The sequence below is a fragment of the Ruegeria atlantica genome (assembly GCF_013032455.1).
GTDB classification, from domain to species: Bacteria; Pseudomonadota; Alphaproteobacteria; order Rhodobacterales; family Rhodobacteraceae; genus Ruegeria; species Ruegeria atlantica_B.
The window spans coordinates 15,642-30,749 of sequence record NZ_WQCF01000011.1 but is presented as its reverse complement, the minus strand read 5'-3'; the positions used below and the strand labels follow the sequence as shown (position 1 = coordinate 30,749).

Below are 15,108 nucleotides of genomic sequence, written 5' to 3'. Positions count from 1 at the left end.
TTTAGAGACGCGCTCAGCCTCTTGAGTTTGGTCGTTGTAACCGCGTCGCTGATCGGTCTGCATTCATGGATGTATGTTCAGTAAGTCAAACGCGGCCGCGTTTGATCTGAACAAAGCAGATTGATTGAATTGGAACAGGTTGTTCACACGGCCATCCGCAAACGCAAAAGGCGCCTGGAATTCAGGCGCCTTTTACTGTTTGTGGTTGGTCCTCTTACCGGCTGAGCAGCAAATCCGGAAGCCACAGGGCCAGTTCCGGAATGAATGTCGTAAGCATCAGCGTCGGCAGCCAGGCGAACACGATGAAGATCAATGTCGGCCACAACATCTTGGAGACCGGCGTATCGCAAATCTGAGCCCCGAGATAAAGCAACGGAGCCGTCGGCGGCGTGATATTGGCCATCCCAAGATTGACACCGATGATCGCGGCAAAATGGATCGGATCAACCCCGACACTTTGGGCGATCGGCAACAGGATCGGCGTTGCCAACAACAGGCCCGAGATGTCGTCCATCAGCATTCCGATCAGGATCATTACCACGTTGATCATCAAGAGGATGACGATAGGGTTGTCCGAAACAGAATATACCATGTCCTTGGCCAGCTGCGGAGCGCCCTGCGAGATCAGATTGTCCGACACGATCAGAACCATAAAGATCATGACCATGACCACACCAATGGTCACGCCTGAGTTCTGGATCGTTTGCGCCAGGGATTTCCAGGTCAGGCCACGATAGAAGTAGATCGCAACCGGGATCGCATAGCAAACCGCGATGCCTGCGGCCTCGGTCGGGGTCATGATACCGCCATAAATACCACCCAGAATGATAAGCGGCATCATCAGCGCGGGCCCGGCCAGGCGGCCTTGACCCAAGAGAGCAGGCATGAACGGGCTTGGACGTTCTGTCAGTTGGATATCGTCATACTTCCGCAACATGAACTGGTTAGTAATGATCAGAAGCGTGATCAGGATGATCGCCGGGATGACCGTAGACAGGAAGCATTTCAGCACGTGTTGTTGTGCCACCCAGCCATAAAGAATGTGTGATGAGCTGGGCGGGATCAAAAGACCCAATGGGCTTGCCGACACGATCAGTGCTGCGGACTGCCCTTTAGGATAATTGGCCTTTTTCAAGTGCGGCATCATGATGCCACCGATGCAAGTTAGTGTTGCATTCGCACTGCCCGAGATTGAGCCGAACACACCGCAGGCCAACACGGATGCCGCGTTCAGACCGCCTTTTATGTGGCCGATGAACATCTCGGCCAGCGCCACCAGAGGTGCTGCAATCCGGCCTTTCTCCATGATGCCGCCGGCTATCATGAAGAGAGGAATTGCCAAAAGCACCAGAGAGCGGATCCCGGTTGCTCCGGTCGGCAGATAGCCCGTAATGGACTGATCCCCAACCAGCGCAATAAAGATCAGAACAGCTCCAAACGCCACATAGACGCTGACGCCCAGCAAGAGCATCAGGCAGACAATAATAAGACTTCCGCCGATAATCATTTCGCGGCTCCTTTAAGGGTTTCGGACCGCAAAGGAAGCCCGAGCCCCTTTCGGATATGCACGTATAGATACGCAGCGGTGAACATCGCCATGAAGCCAAAACAACACATGATCGCGATACGCCATGAGACAAACGGAATTCGTAATACCGGAGTGGCCCTTAGGCGTGGGAACGAGAAGTCGTCCAGCAGCGATACGTAGCAAGCCCAAACCAGGAAGAGAATCACGAGAAGCTCAACCAACAACACTATGAACCCGCGCCACCAGACCAGCCGGGGGTTATGGATCACAATACCAAGAATATCGGCGTTGATGTGAAGATTGCGTGCCGAGGCCAGAACTGCCCCGGCAAAAAAGCCCACTATCGAGAAGGCCAAAAGCCATTCTTCATAGGCAAATAGGTCGCCGCCAAATCCATATCTGATCACGACGACTGCACCAAAGGTGAAGGCCATCAGGAAGCCACAGAACATAACGATTTGTCTGCAAACGAACGCGATCACCTTCATTGGGTATCCGATGATAGGCGGCAATTCGTCGGTAACTTTCTGCGGTTTCTCTGCGTCGGCGTCGCCGACATACGTCGTCATGTCATCTTTCTCAATCGACATGCCTGTCCCCCCGCTTTTCTCTTTTTTGTGAGTATATAGCGAAAGGGCCGGCAGTTTTGCCGGCCCGATTGGTTGTGCTGACTATCAGTTTTTGCTGGACAGCAAACGGTCGATCACATCCTGGCCGACGCTCTGGGCCATCATGGGCCAGATGTTTTCCTGGATATGGGCGGCCATCGCGGCCTGCTCTTCGTCGTTCAGGCTCAGGATGGTGTAGCCTTTGTCGATCAGCTTCTGTCCGAAGGCCGCGTCATTGTCGCGGTTATACTGGAAGAAGTCGTCGGACGCCTTGGTCATGGCGGCCTGCAGGGCGGCGCGCTGCTCGTCGTTCAACTTGTCCAGAGTGCGCTGCGACGCGTAGAACGTGGTCAGTTCTGAGATCGAGTTGTACTCGACAAAATGAGTGCCAACGTCGGACTGAGCGAAGATCGAGTAGGTTGCCGTCTTGGTGCAGCAAATCGCGCCATCAACGATACCGGACTGAATTGCAGGGAAGATATCACCCCATGCCATGGTCGTGGCTTTGTAACCAAGCGCTTCCACCATGGCTTTCACAGCGGGCGACGACCAAACACGAATGTTCATACCTTTGTCGTCAAAGTTGTTCCAGTTGGCCGGTTCCTGCGTGGCCACGATGCCAACAAACCCTTCGGGGTTTTGGGCCATTACGTGCACACCGTACTCGTCGGTGATTTCCTGCAAGATCTGGTTATACTCGGAATCCATGTTGCGCATGATGTTGTTCATGTCGTCCCAGCCACCCACGAGGAACGGCATCGACAGGAATTCCAGACGCGGGTCGGTGTCGGCATAGATAAATGCCGCCGCCAGGTCGATGTTACCCCGTGCCACATCTTCAAAGAGCGCCTCGCCCGAGCCAAGCTGGTTGGCCGGGAAAACTTCGATTGTCAGACCGACATCTGCCGCTGCAACATCTGCTGCGACCTGTTCCATCATCTTGGTGCCCTGATGATCAATCGGGAACACACCGGCAAAGCGCAGTTTCATGTCTTCTGCCATTGCGGCGGTTGACATCAGCGCGCTCACGGCGCCAAGCATCAGGCCCTTGGTAACATTTCTGAATTTCATCTAATTTTCTCCCAGTTTGCGGTCATTCTTTCGTCTGGTATGCTTTCCTGACCGCTGCAAATAGTTGCGTTTGGTCACATTATGCGAACACATATCGCAGTGCAATTCGATTCAAGGCTAGTTTTGCTTGGCTCGGTTTGTGTTCAGCCATAAGTGCGGCGATGCGGTTCTGAATGTCTGTCGGATAGGGGCGGCGAAGCGCCGTGTGCAGTGATCGACATTCATGGGTACCTGCTCCATCACGCAGGCGGTTGTTTGATCTTTCAGCTTTATCATCGATCCCGCAATATGCAGGCGATTAGCGTGGGCATCCAATCTAAGAAACCGGCAGAAAAACTCATCGCTTGCCAACGGCTCACCCGGGCAGAGGACGTGGTTCAGGAGTGCAATTGGCCCGGCATTGAAATGCCTTCACGTCACTTGGGTCAACGCCAAGCGCTTGATCCAGCATAACGTCCCGAGCTTCGTCAAAGGCCATGACGTAGTAAGTCGGATTCATTTGGCCGTTATAGTCAATTCATGTGTCTGGTACTCGACGGGTTTCTGATGTGACCCCGTTCGTCATTCCACGCCGCCCTCGAAGCCCTGCAAGAACGCATGCAAATTGTCGCCCAACTCATCACAAAGATACCCACCTTCCTGAACTATCACGGTGGGCAGATTGAGCGCCGCGAGCATCCTTGCCATTTCTGAAAAACCGGGCGTTGAGACGGCAAGACCTCCGAACGGGTCTCCTTCGAAAGCATCGAGACCGAGCGCGATCACGATGGCACCAGGCGCAAAACTCCTGACGTGGGCCAGACCGTCCGACAGCCCTTTCATGAAGCCGTCATCGCCGGTGCCGCGCGGAAGCGGAATGTTCAGGTTATACCCATGCCCTGCGCCTTCACCGACCTCATGAGCGTGGCCCCAGAAGAATGGATAGAATCGCGCCGGGTCCGCGTGGATGGAGAGGGTGAACACATCATTACGTTCGTAAAAGATGCCTTGCGTTCCGTTGCCGTGGTGCAGGTCAACATCGATAATCGCCACGCGGTCGTGGGTTTGCCGCAAGTATTGAGCAGCGATGGCGCTGTTGTTGAGATAACAGAATCCGCCGGCTAGATCGCTAAAGCAATGATGGCCCGGCGGTCGGCAGAGCGCATAGGCCACGTTGTCCCCGTCCATTACTGCCAGGGTTGCGCTCACGGCGCAGTTTGCGGACCAACGCGCGGCCTCCCAGGTATGCGCGCCGATGGGGCAGGACATGTCGGTGATGTGAAATCCCGCTTGACCGACAGCCGACAAGGGATAGCTGGCCGTGCGGCGATCCGGGTGGATATTCGGAAATATCTCAGGCGTGGCATCGGGAATGCGGGTCCACCTTTCATAAACCGTCGACAGGAACTTCAGGTAGGTCGGGGTGTGTACCGCCGCGATCGGAGCAAGGCCATGATCAGTCGGGGTATGCACCGTGTGACCGCCTGCCGCGACGCCTGCAAGCAGGCGCTCCATGCGCTCAGGTTTTTCGGGGTTGGGTTGCATGACGCCGTTCACCAGAAACCCGCTGGGATTATGCTGGTATTGCCGTTCCTGGTCAGAAAAGACTTTCATGTGTCAGAACCCTACCTTATCTGCCCCTTTAAGACCCAGCATCGCGCGTGTCTCATCAGGTGTTGCGATCTCGTATCCCAACTCTTCCAGAACCGTTCGGATCTTAGTGACCTGTTGGGCATTGCTGGTTGCAAGCTGTCCGCGCCCGATCATCAGGCTGTCTTCAAGACCGACGCGCACATGCCCGCCCAGAATGGCGCTCATCGTGCCCAATGGCATCTGCTGTCGCCCGGCGGCAAGCGCCGAAAACTCATAGGCGTCGCCCAACAGGCGGTCAGCGGTTTCCTTCAAATACATCAGGCTGTGCGGGCTAGCATCAATCCCGCCCAGCACACCCATGACAAATTGCAGAAAGACTGGTGGCACAATGCGGTTTTGCTTCAGATAGAAAGCCAGCGTCTGAATGTGTCCCACATCGTAACATTCACATTCAAACCGCGCGCCACCAGCATCGCCCAGCATTCGAAACACAGTTTCTATGTCTTGGAACGTATTCTTGAACACAGTGTCGCGCGTGTTCTCCAGGAAGGTCTCTTCCCAATCATGGGTCCAATCGGAATAGCGGTCCTTCATCGGGAAGAGGCCGAAATTGATGGACCCCATGTTGAGCGAACACATCTCGGGCGCCAGTTCGACCGGGGCCGAAAGCCGTTGTTCCACACTCATCTGGGAACTGCCCCCCGTGGTCAGGTTGATGACCGCATCACTCGCGTCCTTGATCCGTGGCAGAAACTGGCGAAAGACGTTGATATCCGCGCTTGGGCGACCGGTATCCGGGTCGCGCGCATGCAGATGTAAGACAGATGCGCCAGCTTCTGCTGCCTCAATTGCAGATTTGGCAATTTCGTCTGGCGAAACAGGCAGATGTGGGCTCATGCTCGGCGTGTGGATCGAGCCTGTCACGGCGCAAGTCAAGATAATCTTTTGCGCCATGGGTCAGACCTCCAATGCACACTCGCGGGCGAAGACCCGGAGACTATCGTCAAGTATATTCAGGATCTCGTTGACCTGTGGTTCGGTCACTATCAACGGCGGGCAAACCAGGAAATGATCGCCCTCTACACCGCCGCGGGTGCGGCGCGAATAGGTGATCAGGTTGCGCTCGTAGCAGATTTCCACGAACCGCTCATAGGCATTCAGGTCTTTGGGTAACGGTGACATGGTGTCCCGATCCGAAACCATTTCAAAGGCGGTTAGCAGGCCTTTTCCCCGTACATCTCCGATAAACGGGTATCGCGCCATGAGGTCCATGAGCCCAGTCATCAGCATATCGCCCATGATCTGTGCATTGGTCATCAAGTCCAGCCGGTCAATCTCGTTCAGAACCGCCAACCCGGCGCTACATGCAAGCGGGTTGCCAGCATATGTGTGGCCGTGCGCAAATCCACCGCTGCCCAGCACGGTTTCGACCATCTCTCCATCAGCGATCATGGCCCCCAACGGCGCATAGCCCGCTCCAAACCCCTTGGACAGGGCCACAAGGTCGGGCCGGATGTTCCAGTGTTCCGACGCCAGGAACGTACCAGTGCGCCCGACACCCGACATGACCTCATCCATGATCAGCATGACGCCAAACTCGTCGCAGATCTCGCGCACCCGACCGTGGTAGCTGTCGGGCGCAACCAGCGCTCCGGTAGATGCACCGCCCACCGGTTCCATGACAAAGGCCAGAACTGTGTCAGGCCCCTGGGCAATGATCTCATCCCTTAACATCTCGGCATACTTTAGACCGCGATCGCAGTCGGAAAGGTTGTCGCGATCGAGATAGCAGGTAGGCGCGGGAATTTTCGGCATTTCCTTGAAAAGCGGCCCAAACGCGTCCGTCAGCGGCCCGTATCCGGTAATCGCCAGCGCGCCCAAGGTTGATCCGTGATAGGAAGGAAAGCGTGAGATGACTTTCCACCGGCTGAACTGCCCCTCAGCAACAGCCCATTGTCGCGCGAACTTAACGCAGGATTCTACGGCTTCGGATCCGCCGGATACAAAAAAGACCTTGTCTAGACCTTCCGGTGTACGATCCGCGATGGCTGAGGCAAGGTCTTCTGCCGGAGCGCTTTCAAAATGTAGACGATAGGCAAAGGTGGCGCTGTCCATCTGCGCCTTCATCGCGGCCAAAACATTGGGATTTGAATGGCCGATATTGCTGACCATCGCCCCGGACGATCCATCGATATATCGCTGGCCGTTCTGGCCCCATATATAAATTCCTTCTGCGCGATCGACCATGGGGCGGCGCGCGCGACTTTGATAGAAAAGGTTCGATGCCTTCACGATGTATCTTCTTTGACAGGTGTGACAATGCCGGAGCAGTGCCCAACCTTGTGTTGGATTCTTTTATAGGGCAAATAGATAATGCAAATTAAGCATATTGACCAAATCAATGAAGAACGCCGCTGAACAGGACAAGTTGATCCGGGAACTGGATTGGAATCTGCTGCGCACCTTTATGGTCATTGTTCAGGAAGGCAGCATCACCCTTGCCGCCAAGCGCCTGATGCGGCGGCAACCTTCTGTCAGCCAGGCCCTGAAACGTCTTGAGACACGGCTTGGAATTCCGCTGATTGATCGCAGCCCTTCCCACTTTCGCATCACATCGGCCGGGCAGACACTGTATCAGGAATGCCTGGATATGTTTGGCAGTCTGGCGAGAGCGATCCAGAGCGCGCAGGGCACCGAAGATATAGTGACGGGCACAGTCAAACTCGCCCTTCTCAGCAGGATTGAAAGCGCGTTTTTCGATACAGTACTGGCAGATTTTCACCGGCAATTCCCCGAAGTCAGCTTTGATATCGAGGTTATGTCCAGCAAAGACGTCAGGCAGGCGGTTCTGGAAAAATCCGCAACGCTTGGCGTTTGCCTTGTCCATGAAACCCACCCTTGTCTGCAGCATGAGGTTCTCTATCGGTCCTACTTTGGGTTTTACTGCGGTCCGAGTCACCCATTGTTCAGGCAACGCGATCTGAAACTCGACGACCTGCGCAACCACTCGTCGGTCTCATTCCGGACAGACCAGCTTTGGGATGCGTTGCGTCCGGTCGCGTTGCTTCGCGCGCAACACAAGCTCGACAACAAGGTGATCGGTTACACCTCTGATCTGGGCGAGGCACAGCGGATGATCCGCGCGGGGCTCGGGTTTGGCCCGCTGCCTGTTCACGTCGCCGAAAGCTTCGTCAATCGCGGCGAGCTGTGGCGCTTACCGCCTTACGAAAACGCTTTGGCGATTGATATCCATCTAGTGCACCACGCGAACGCACGCCTGAATCGGGCGGAAAAAGCCCTGCTCAATATGTTTCGAAGCCGACTTGCATCGGTACCCTTCGAACAGCGCAGCTACAAACCAGTCGAAACAAACTAGCCAAAGGCCTAAGAGGGGAAGGTCAAAACATGATGTCAAATAACGCCCTTTCCCTGCTGGTTTGCCAGATGGAAACCCCCACCGGTAGGGTCTGCGGAAACGGCCGAGGATTTTCGCCACGTTGCCATCAACAAGAGCCAACTCATACAAGCAAGGAAGAACGACACATTCCTCGACGACCGACTAGCTGATTACGATGCGCTCTAGCGGATCATTTGCTCTGCAATTGGCGGGATCGAAACATGGGTAAAGTCCAGAATGATGCAGATTGATATTGCTCCGGTAGCTCCAGACAAAATAACCGATTTGGATTTTGCGCTAAAGGCGTTGTCGTCTGAAATGGGCGACAGACATGTTGCGAATGTGGACACGCTGAAAGCGGCCTTCGCAGGTGACCATCCGGCCTTCAACGCCCTGCTCGCGCACAGTGATACCGAAGTCGTCGGTGCAATCGTTTGGACGCCAGTGTTTTCAACGACCAGAGGGGGTGGCGGCATATTTGTAAGTGATCTTTGGGTCTCTTCATCTGCGAGAGGGCAAGGTATTGGAAACAAACTACTGTCTCGTGCAGTTTCTGATGCGGACAAATCATCTGGCGCGCGTTTTCTGAAGCTAGCAGTCCATCGCACCAACCCTTCTGCCTTTTCCTATTACACCCATATTGGATTTAAGGAAGAATCCGATATGACGACCATGATCCTCGAAGGCGCTTCTTTACAGAGCTTCAAGAAGCTCTAAACGCCAATTGCGGCAAAACCGTCTTCGCGCTCAAGTGTTGGAGCTTTCTCAACGCGGAAATTGACACCATTTGAAGCGAGAATAGCGCATTTAGGGTCAGGATTCATAACCAATAGATGACGGTTGCTGCTAGCGCGATGCCAGAAAAGAATACTTTGGGGCAGCGGTCATAACGGGTTGCGACGCGCCGCCAGTCCTTGAGCCTGCCGAACATGATCTCGATCCTGTAACGGCGTTTGGATCTGCGCTTATCATATTTGACTGGGGTTTTCGTTGCTTGCTGCCGGGGATGCAGGCGCGTATCCCTTTGTCTTTTAACGCTTCTCGGAACCAGTTGGCGTCATAGCCGCGTTCCCCGAGCAACCAGTCGACTTTTGGGAGGCTGCTGAGCAACGCCGGCACGCCAATGTAGTTGCTGACTTGCCCAGCGGTCACGAACAGGTCGAGCGGGCGCCCCTGGCTGTCGCAGATGGCTTGCAATTTGGTGTTCATGCCGCCTTTGGCGCGGCCGAGCAGACAACCGCGCCCCCTTTTTGGGCGGCTATGCTGGTCGCCGTTCGATGTGCCTTCAGCTGGGTCGCGTCGATCATCACGGTTTTCTGCTCTCCGTGCTCGGCGGCCAGACCAGCCATCATCCGTGCGAAGTTGCCTTTCTCGCTCCAGCACTTTCAGCGGCTGTAGAGCGTTTTGTGCGGGCCAGGGGCATCGCGCCACCTTAACCCAGTGCGGTTGATGCTGATAATCCCGCTCAAAATCCACTTGTCATCAACCCGAGGCTTGCCGTGCGATTTCGGAAAGAAGGGTTTAGACGCTCCATCTGCGCGTCAGTCAGCCAGAAAAGATCGCTCATGTCACCGCTCCGTTTTCGGAGCCGTGAACCACGCGGCGCGGCGGAAATCGATGCATCCAATCTTCTAGGGTGCATGTTTTTTGTTGCACCGGGTAGCACCGTAGTAGCGCTGGGTATTGGAACTACAAACGCAGAAAGCCCTGCGAGTTGCGAGGCTAAGTGTTTGATATATGACTTGTAATTTTGGTTGCGGGAGCAGGATTTGACCTATTTCGAACGTCAACGAAACTACCGTTCTAGGAAAGCCTGTCGGCGCGGTCTTTTGCTGCATTATGGCAAGACAATTTTTCGGCGAATGACCGCTGTAACCGGTATAACGAGCGATTGTTAAACCAGATCCAATATCCGCGACGAGTACGTAGCAGTAACTGATCCCATCGGCGGAAGACCTTACTCGCCAGCTGAGACGTCAGGAATGGTTGCGGTGACTATTTCCGAAGCTTCGATCCTATAGATAGAAGGCGCGAGTTCCCTCTGAGTTGGGTGGATGAAAATTTTACCAGTAACCCAAACCGGATCCGCTGTAATGTCGATGCCTTCTGGAAACTCAACAGAAATAACCTGATCAGGAAGAGGTGCGAGTGGATGTCGGCACTTCTGAGACAGCAGAGGAACCAACAAAAAGCTTTTCACATCTCTAAATTCGAACTCAATGGGATGGGCGTAACCAGCAATTTGAACAATACTGCCTTCCAAGCCAAAGTTCCCAGGTACACAATCGGCTATCTGCATTGAAAGCATGCGATCACTCAAGTCTCTTGGCGAACAACTTGGATTTGACAGGTAGCCATCTAAAAACTCAGAGCACTCAACAAGGCGACCTTCTCGAAGATCAGACCACGAAATTTCCAGTGGTTCGGAGTGCGCCGCCAAACCTGTCAGAGAAACCAAACAGACCGAACAGACAATTAGCCTAATTGTCATTCTGACCGTGCGAAACAGTAAGCGGGCTTTTGTAATCCGGTTCGGTCAAACCTTGTTTACGCATGGCAATGCCCGTCAGGCATTCCCTGATGGTTCGGTTAGCATTCAAAGCAGAAACATAGGTAGGGTCCATCAAAGGAGCGAGCTCAACAATTTCGAACCCGATCACGTTTGACTCGGCGCAGAGGCGGCGAATTATCGGGAAAACCTCTCGGGGCATCAGGCCGCCAGGCTCAGGTGTTCCCGTTCCCGGTACGAATGCCGGGTCAAAAGTGTCGATGTCGAAAGAGATATAGATATACTCCGGCCCTTCATTCGCCTCGGCAATGACGTCCTCCATAACAGCGTCCCAGCCGCGATCTGCGATCTCAGCCATGGTATGATAGCGAAACCCGTTCATACGCATCCATTCAAATGCTTTTTCGTCTGGATAGTATCCGCGCAAAGCGACTTGAATGAAGTTTTTACCCTCAACCAAGTCTTCTTCGATTAACCTGAAGACAGGCATGCCATGATTGATCAGGTGTCCAAAGCCATATTTTCCGGCATCGTAATGAGCGTCGAAATGAACGACACCCACGTTGCCCTTTCCATAAACGTCCGTCATCGCAGCAACATTTGGGTACATCAATGAATGATCGCCACCAACGATAAAGGGTATCACATGGCTACCGTCAGCGTGTTTCACCGCTGCTGCCTGTCCAACAAATGAACGGATCGCATGAATTGTGCGCTCAGTGCTCATTAAGTCATTGGGGGCATTTCCGTAGTCGACGACTGTCATGTCCTGCAGCGGGTCAACCATGACGTGCATATGCGGCTGCCGCGCTCCATAGCCGAGATACATTGAGGAGTTACGAACCGCATTCGGACCACGCGACGCCCCGCGTGCGCCGGTCCCCATGTCGGTAAAGGCACCCATGATGGCGACGTCAACTTCAGCGGCGGCCAGATCGCCGGGCGTGAATGCTAACGGTTGGTGTAAAAACGTTGGGAGTTGCATATAGCCTTGACCAGGGAAACGCTGAGGATCAACAATTCCAGGCTCGCGTCCTTCACGCCCTCCTTCAAAACTTGGCAAAGGTGTGCGCCACGCATTGTAAGTGGGGTCTTCAGTGTCCAAAGGAATAACGGGTTGTTCCCCCTCACGGATCGGGGACTGAGTACCCTCAAATTCATGGCCATAAAGCTGAGCGTTTGCGGCGCCAGCAAAAGGAACGCACAGAATGGCGAGTGCGGTACGGAGACTTTGAAACACCGGAAGTCCCTCCTCGAATTTTGGCTATCCCAAAACTATTGCCGAAATTGCAGTTTAAAGCAAACTTTGGCTCATTTGTGTTTGCCGCTGAATAGAAAGGGGCTTGTCAGGTTATTGGCCTACCCGCGTATCCATACTTTGACGATTTTGTCCGCACAGCTATCACGCAGGCAGAGTGAAGCGAGTGTCGTCCCGGAAACCGAAGCGGACGCAATCATTGTTTAAAACGAGCAGATGAGGCGCTAATATCGATGCAACACAGATTGTGCCATCCAGGCCCACCCACTTTTTTTGTTTCGAAGATACGATATCATGCTCCTTATCCACAGCCCAATGAGATGAAATATGCTAAGGTTGAGCGCCGAGCCCGTGCTTGCAAAGGGTAACCGTCAGTATGTCTATGCTCATCCGAGCGACCCGGCTCTTATTGTGAAAGTGCCGCAGCCGGGTACTTTCGACGATCATGGCCATATCCCAAACACAAACCGGATCGAGCGCCGATTTCGCCGAGCAACCATGTACAAGGGCTTTGTGCGGGAGTTCCGCGAGTACCTCGAGCTAAAGGCCCGTGTGCAGCAGCCTGGAGTACAATTGCCGATCTGCGAGGTTCACGGAACGGTTCCAACCGACCTCGGGTTGGGATTGGTCTACGAGCGCATCTCGGACCCCGATGGAAATCTGCCTCCGACGCTGAGGCAGATGATCGATGAAGGTCACCTCGCGTCCTGGCACTTGACGTTATTGCACACTTTCTTCGATACGCTGATCGATAACCATGTCGTGGTTAGCAACAAGAACCTAAGCAACATCGTGTTCCAGACTCAGGGAGCCCGCCTGGGCAGGTTCGTCTGGGTGGACAGCTTTGGGTGTAAGCAGGCTTTGCCCCTGCGGAAGTGCTCGAGCCTGATAAACGCCTATGGCCTGAACCGGGTGCGCAAGGTGATAGTCGGTCGAGCCGAGGAGGCGCTGGCGCAGGCCAATCAGGTCAGAAGACCCGCGTTCTCAGGCTGACCTTCGAAATATTGCAGATTAATAACTGAAGTGCGGGCTAATGGCCCTTGATTGGACCAGTTCTCTTCAATCTAAACATTCAACGAGCTGGAACTAGATTTCTGTTTGCCTGCCTGAGCGACATATAGAGCAAATGGAGAGCGTGTCTTCTCCGCGCCGAAAATCGGCATAAAGTTGGAAGCGAAACGACAATTTGCAAGTACCTTACCCGCACGGCACTCGAAGAAGATCCAATGTCAGAACGGAACCAAGTCCGCACTTTGTCCGCAATTGCCGCCCCCAAGACTACAGTTTTCGAAGACCAAAGTTTTTTTTGCGAATTAAGCCGTCATTGAAAACATACCCGAAATTCTCAGCATCACGGATGTATACCTCACCGACTGCTTTGCTGCTTTCAGCGGAATAATAGTCTCGATAGTCTCGCCTCTTCGACTTTTTTCGATGCTTGAAGAACATACGCCGACCGCCGATCTCCCGAAGAACAACGCTCAGGTCTTTCTCGAAGGTTTCAAAGCGACCCAGGAAATCCAACGGCATTTCTCCACTGTCATCCACGAGAAAATCAGATTGGGGTTTGAAATATGGTATTTCAAGGTACTGCGACGGCTCTTCAATGAATGAAGACAAGAAGCTCTCAAACGTGTCGTTATTTGTCACCAATTCCAATTTCTCGCGCCGCGCTATGATATAGTGATAGGCGGAGACTAAACGGTCCCAAGGGTTCCGAACAAAACTGAACTTAAAGAAACCCGCCGCCTCCGGTCCCAAGTGCTGAAGATTCACAAAAACTGACGAGTGTTTGTCGATCGCGGGAATAGGATCATGTTTGGTTAGACTAAAGTGACTAGGACGGCGCAAAATTGTAGAGACTGTTGATCCCCCAGTTTTTGGAATATGAACGAAGACAGTCTTTAGCTCAGGATAAATTGGCACCGATTTGCTACGCCTCCTTGCCGATAACGCGTGCTGAGCGGTGCGCCGAAGGTCTGGCGCGATATACGCTGATGCGTTGAAACACCTCGGTGGAAGGCAGAAAAGCGCATCGGCAAAATGTCGGCACCATCGCCCACCCCCATCTCATTGGTAGTTTACGCAGCCCTGATATTACCCAACTCGAACCGGAGTTGTGAATAGGGGAAGCAACCCGCATGGGTTCAGAACCGGTAGTTCACTGAAAATGCAAGCGCAGTCAGATCCACGTCTCTAAACTCGCGATTAAAATCTGAAAACTCAGAATACATCAACTCGGCCCCAACCGTGAGCTTTTCCCGAATGAAGCGTTCATAGCCAAGGCTCACGAAATAACCGCTGCCGTCGCCAGGGTTCGTATTGCCGGCGGCGTGCGTGTCGATTTCAGCGTAGCCAGCGCTGGCGTAGAACAAGTTCAGACCTCTGTCGATGCCACCACGCGCACCAAGACGAGTGTATGAAACGAGTTCGAACCCAGCGTCAATGTCCTGCTCTAGTCGAGTGTATTGAAAGATGTAACCAATTGTAAAACTGCCGAAATCGTAATCGTAGGCCAGCTTCGCCCCGTAAATCGGGCTGCTGGTGCCTTCAACATCAAGAGCATAGCCAAGCTCCAAACCGAAGGAGAAACCCGTCCAGTCAACGCCCAATGCAGGCAGTTCAGCCGGCTTTTTAAACGACGATGAGGCTTTAGAAACTTCAGCATTGCCCGCCATTGAAACTGTCGGGCAAATCGCAGCAACGATTAGAGCTATAGCAGGGGTGTTCATTGTCATGATAATCAATTCCGTAACAACTTAACTCATTCTCAATACTAGCGCAGGTTCACTCCATTGCTATAGGTTGGGAGACCCGCAACCTTAAAATGCGGCAGCCAGCGTGTCGAAGCAGCAATGCTTTATACTAGTTTCGAGAAGTTTAGGTCGCTGTGAGCTTCAAATAGTTCTGAGTTTCATAGGCTGGTGCCTACTACTGACGTGAGAACTCACTGAGAACGAGTAGAATCCCCGGGACAAAGCCTTTAGATCGGGGGTTACAACACTCCAGGTATTGCCGAAGCCCCGCTAATCGACTGATGCTGAGGTTCTTGCCCTAGTTCATCATTGTGAACTTTTGAAACAACCGTCACGAGCACCGCAAGCGTCACAATTCCCGTAATCATCCATCGGTGTGTCATAGGTAGCCTCCTTCGATCCAACGTAC

Annotated in this window: 15 protein-coding genes and 1 pseudogene; 3 read left to right on the top strand and 13 right to left on the bottom strand. The window is 53.5% G+C overall.

Annotation, left to right across the window (positions count from 1 at the left end; genetic code table 11):
- Positions 1 to 214: 214 nt before the first annotated feature.
- The 6 genes from GOW93_RS16915 to GOW93_RS16890 form a co-directional block, all read right to left on the bottom strand.
- Positions 215 to 1,507 carry a TRAP transporter large permease gene (locus tag GOW93_RS16915; RefSeq protein ID WP_170386926.1) on the bottom strand — a complete coding sequence of 431 codons (1,293 nt, stop codon included), beginning with the start codon at positions 1,505 to 1,507 and terminating at the stop codon, positions 215 to 217.
- Positions 1,504 to 2,118, bottom strand: coding sequence for a TRAP transporter small permease subunit (locus GOW93_RS16910; protein ID WP_170386924.1), 615 nt, complete (start codon positions 2,116 to 2,118; stop codon positions 1,504 to 1,506). Before GOW93_RS16910 ends, GOW93_RS16915 begins: the two co-directional genes overlap by 4 nt.
- Before the next feature lie 84 nt (positions 2,119 to 2,202).
- Positions 2,203 to 3,207, bottom strand: coding sequence for a TRAP transporter substrate-binding protein DctP (gene dctP, locus GOW93_RS16905; protein WP_170386922.1), 1,005 nt, complete (start codon positions 3,205 to 3,207; stop codon positions 2,203 to 2,205).
- A gap of 561 nt (positions 3,208 to 3,768) precedes the next feature.
- Positions 3,769 to 4,800: a histone deacetylase family protein gene (locus GOW93_RS16900; protein ID WP_170386920.1), complete on the bottom strand. Its 1,032-nt coding sequence runs from the start codon at positions 4,798 to 4,800 to the stop codon at positions 3,769 to 3,771.
- Positions 4,801 to 4,803: 3 nt separating this feature from the next.
- Entirely contained in the window at positions 4,804 to 5,733 is a 930-nt protein-coding gene (locus GOW93_RS16895) for a 3-keto-5-aminohexanoate cleavage protein (protein WP_170386918.1), read from the bottom strand.
- Positions 5,734 to 5,736: 3 nt separating this feature from the next.
- Positions 5,737 to 7,026 carry an aminotransferase family protein gene (locus tag GOW93_RS16890; protein WP_170387056.1) on the bottom strand — a complete coding sequence of 430 codons (1,290 nt, stop codon included), beginning with the start codon at positions 7,024 to 7,026 and terminating at the stop codon, positions 5,737 to 5,739.
- A gap of 154 nt (positions 7,027 to 7,180) precedes the next feature.
- Here GOW93_RS16890 and GOW93_RS16885 point away from each other — a divergent pair, with 154 nt between their 5' ends.
- Positions 7,181 to 8,155, top strand: coding sequence for a LysR family transcriptional regulator (locus tag GOW93_RS16885; RefSeq protein ID WP_170386915.1), 975 nt, complete (start codon positions 7,181 to 7,183; stop codon positions 8,153 to 8,155).
- A gap of 258 nt (positions 8,156 to 8,413) precedes the next feature.
- Positions 8,414 to 8,893, top strand: a complete 480-nt coding sequence (locus tag GOW93_RS16880; protein ID WP_170386913.1) for a GNAT family N-acetyltransferase — start codon at positions 8,414 to 8,416, stop codon at positions 8,891 to 8,893.
- A 103-nt stretch (positions 8,894 to 8,996) separates the two neighbouring features.
- Here GOW93_RS16880 and GOW93_RS20955 read toward each other — a convergent pair whose 3' ends face one another.
- The 5 genes and pseudogenes from GOW93_RS20955 to GOW93_RS16865 all read right to left on the bottom strand — a co-directional run bounded on the left by GOW93_RS20955 (position 8,997) and on the right by GOW93_RS16865 (position 11,925).
- A complete protein-coding gene (locus tag GOW93_RS20955; RefSeq protein WP_438826200.1) occupies positions 8,997 to 9,227 on the bottom strand; it encodes a transposase in 231 nt (76 codons plus the stop codon).
- A pseudogene (locus tag GOW93_RS20950) lies at positions 9,209 to 9,385 on the bottom strand (IS5/IS1182 family transposase); the annotation flags it as partial. The gene GOW93_RS20955 and the pseudogene GOW93_RS20950, both read right to left, overlap by 19 nt.
- On the bottom strand, positions 9,382 to 9,528 hold the full coding sequence (locus GOW93_RS20945) for a hypothetical protein (RefSeq protein ID WP_368039682.1): 147 nt from the start codon (positions 9,526 to 9,528) through the stop codon (positions 9,382 to 9,384). The pseudogene GOW93_RS20950 and the gene GOW93_RS20945, both read right to left, overlap by 4 nt.
- A gap of 605 nt (positions 9,529 to 10,133) precedes the next feature.
- Positions 10,134 to 10,496, bottom strand: coding sequence for a DUF3299 domain-containing protein (locus tag GOW93_RS16870; RefSeq protein WP_170386911.1), 363 nt, complete (start codon positions 10,494 to 10,496; stop codon positions 10,134 to 10,136).
- A gap of 160 nt (positions 10,497 to 10,656) precedes the next feature.
- Entirely contained in the window at positions 10,657 to 11,925 is a 1,269-nt protein-coding gene (locus GOW93_RS16865) for an agmatinase family protein (protein ID WP_217354811.1), read from the bottom strand.
- Between the two features lie 345 nt (positions 11,926 to 12,270).
- On the opposite strand from GOW93_RS16865, the gene GOW93_RS16860 reads away from it, so the two are divergent.
- The gene (locus GOW93_RS16860; protein ID WP_170386909.1) at positions 12,271 to 12,936 is read left to right on the top strand and encodes a YrbL family protein; all 666 of its coding nucleotides are present in this window, start codon (positions 12,271 to 12,273) and stop codon (positions 12,934 to 12,936) included.
- Between the two features lie 285 nt (positions 12,937 to 13,221).
- On the opposite strand, the gene GOW93_RS16855 is transcribed toward GOW93_RS16860, so the two are convergent.
- Complete coding sequence (locus GOW93_RS16855; RefSeq protein WP_170386907.1) at positions 13,222 to 13,869, bottom strand: sulfotransferase family 2 domain-containing protein; 648 nt, start codon at positions 13,867 to 13,869, stop codon at positions 13,222 to 13,224.
- Between the two features lie 221 nt (positions 13,870 to 14,090).
- Positions 14,091 to 14,681: an outer membrane protein gene (locus tag GOW93_RS16850; RefSeq protein WP_170386905.1), complete on the bottom strand. Its 591-nt coding sequence runs from the start codon at positions 14,679 to 14,681 to the stop codon at positions 14,091 to 14,093.
- Positions 14,682 to 15,108: the final 427 nt, after the last annotated feature.

Bases quoted from the DNA above. Each gene is read 5' to 3' on its own strand.
- GOW93_RS16915 (WP_170386926.1), bottom strand. From the start codon at position 1,507: ATGATTATCGGCGGAAGTCTTATTATTGTCTGCCTGATGCTCTTGCTG.
- GOW93_RS16910 (WP_170386924.1), bottom strand. From the start codon at position 2,118: ATGTCGATTGAGAAAGATGACATGACGACGTATGTCGGCGACGCCGAC.
- dctP (WP_170386922.1), bottom strand. From the start codon at position 3,207: ATGAAATTCAGAAATGTTACCAAGGGCCTGATGCTTGGCGCCGTGAGC.
- GOW93_RS16900 (WP_170386920.1), bottom strand. From the start codon at position 4,800: ATGAAAGTCTTTTCTGACCAGGAACGGCAATACCAGCATAATCCCAGC.
- GOW93_RS16895 (WP_170386918.1), bottom strand. From the start codon at position 5,733: ATGGCGCAAAAGATTATCTTGACTTGCGCCGTGACAGGCTCGATCCAC.
- GOW93_RS16890 (WP_170387056.1), bottom strand. From the start codon at position 7,026: ATGGTCGATCGCGCAGAAGGAATTTATATATGGGGCCAGAACGGCCAG.
- GOW93_RS16885 (WP_170386915.1), top strand. From the start codon at position 7,181: ATGAAGAACGCCGCTGAACAGGACAAGTTGATCCGGGAACTGGATTGG.
- GOW93_RS16880 (WP_170386913.1), top strand. From the start codon at position 8,414: ATGATGCAGATTGATATTGCTCCGGTAGCTCCAGACAAAATAACCGAT.
- GOW93_RS20945 (WP_368039682.1), bottom strand. From the start codon at position 9,528: ATGATGGCTGGTCTGGCCGCCGAGCACGGAGAGCAGAAAACCGTGATG.
- GOW93_RS16860 (WP_170386909.1), top strand. From the start codon at position 12,271: ATGCTAAGGTTGAGCGCCGAGCCCGTGCTTGCAAAGGGTAACCGTCAG.
- GOW93_RS16850 (WP_170386905.1), bottom strand. From the start codon at position 14,681: ATGACAATGAACACCCCTGCTATAGCTCTAATCGTTGCTGCGATTTGC.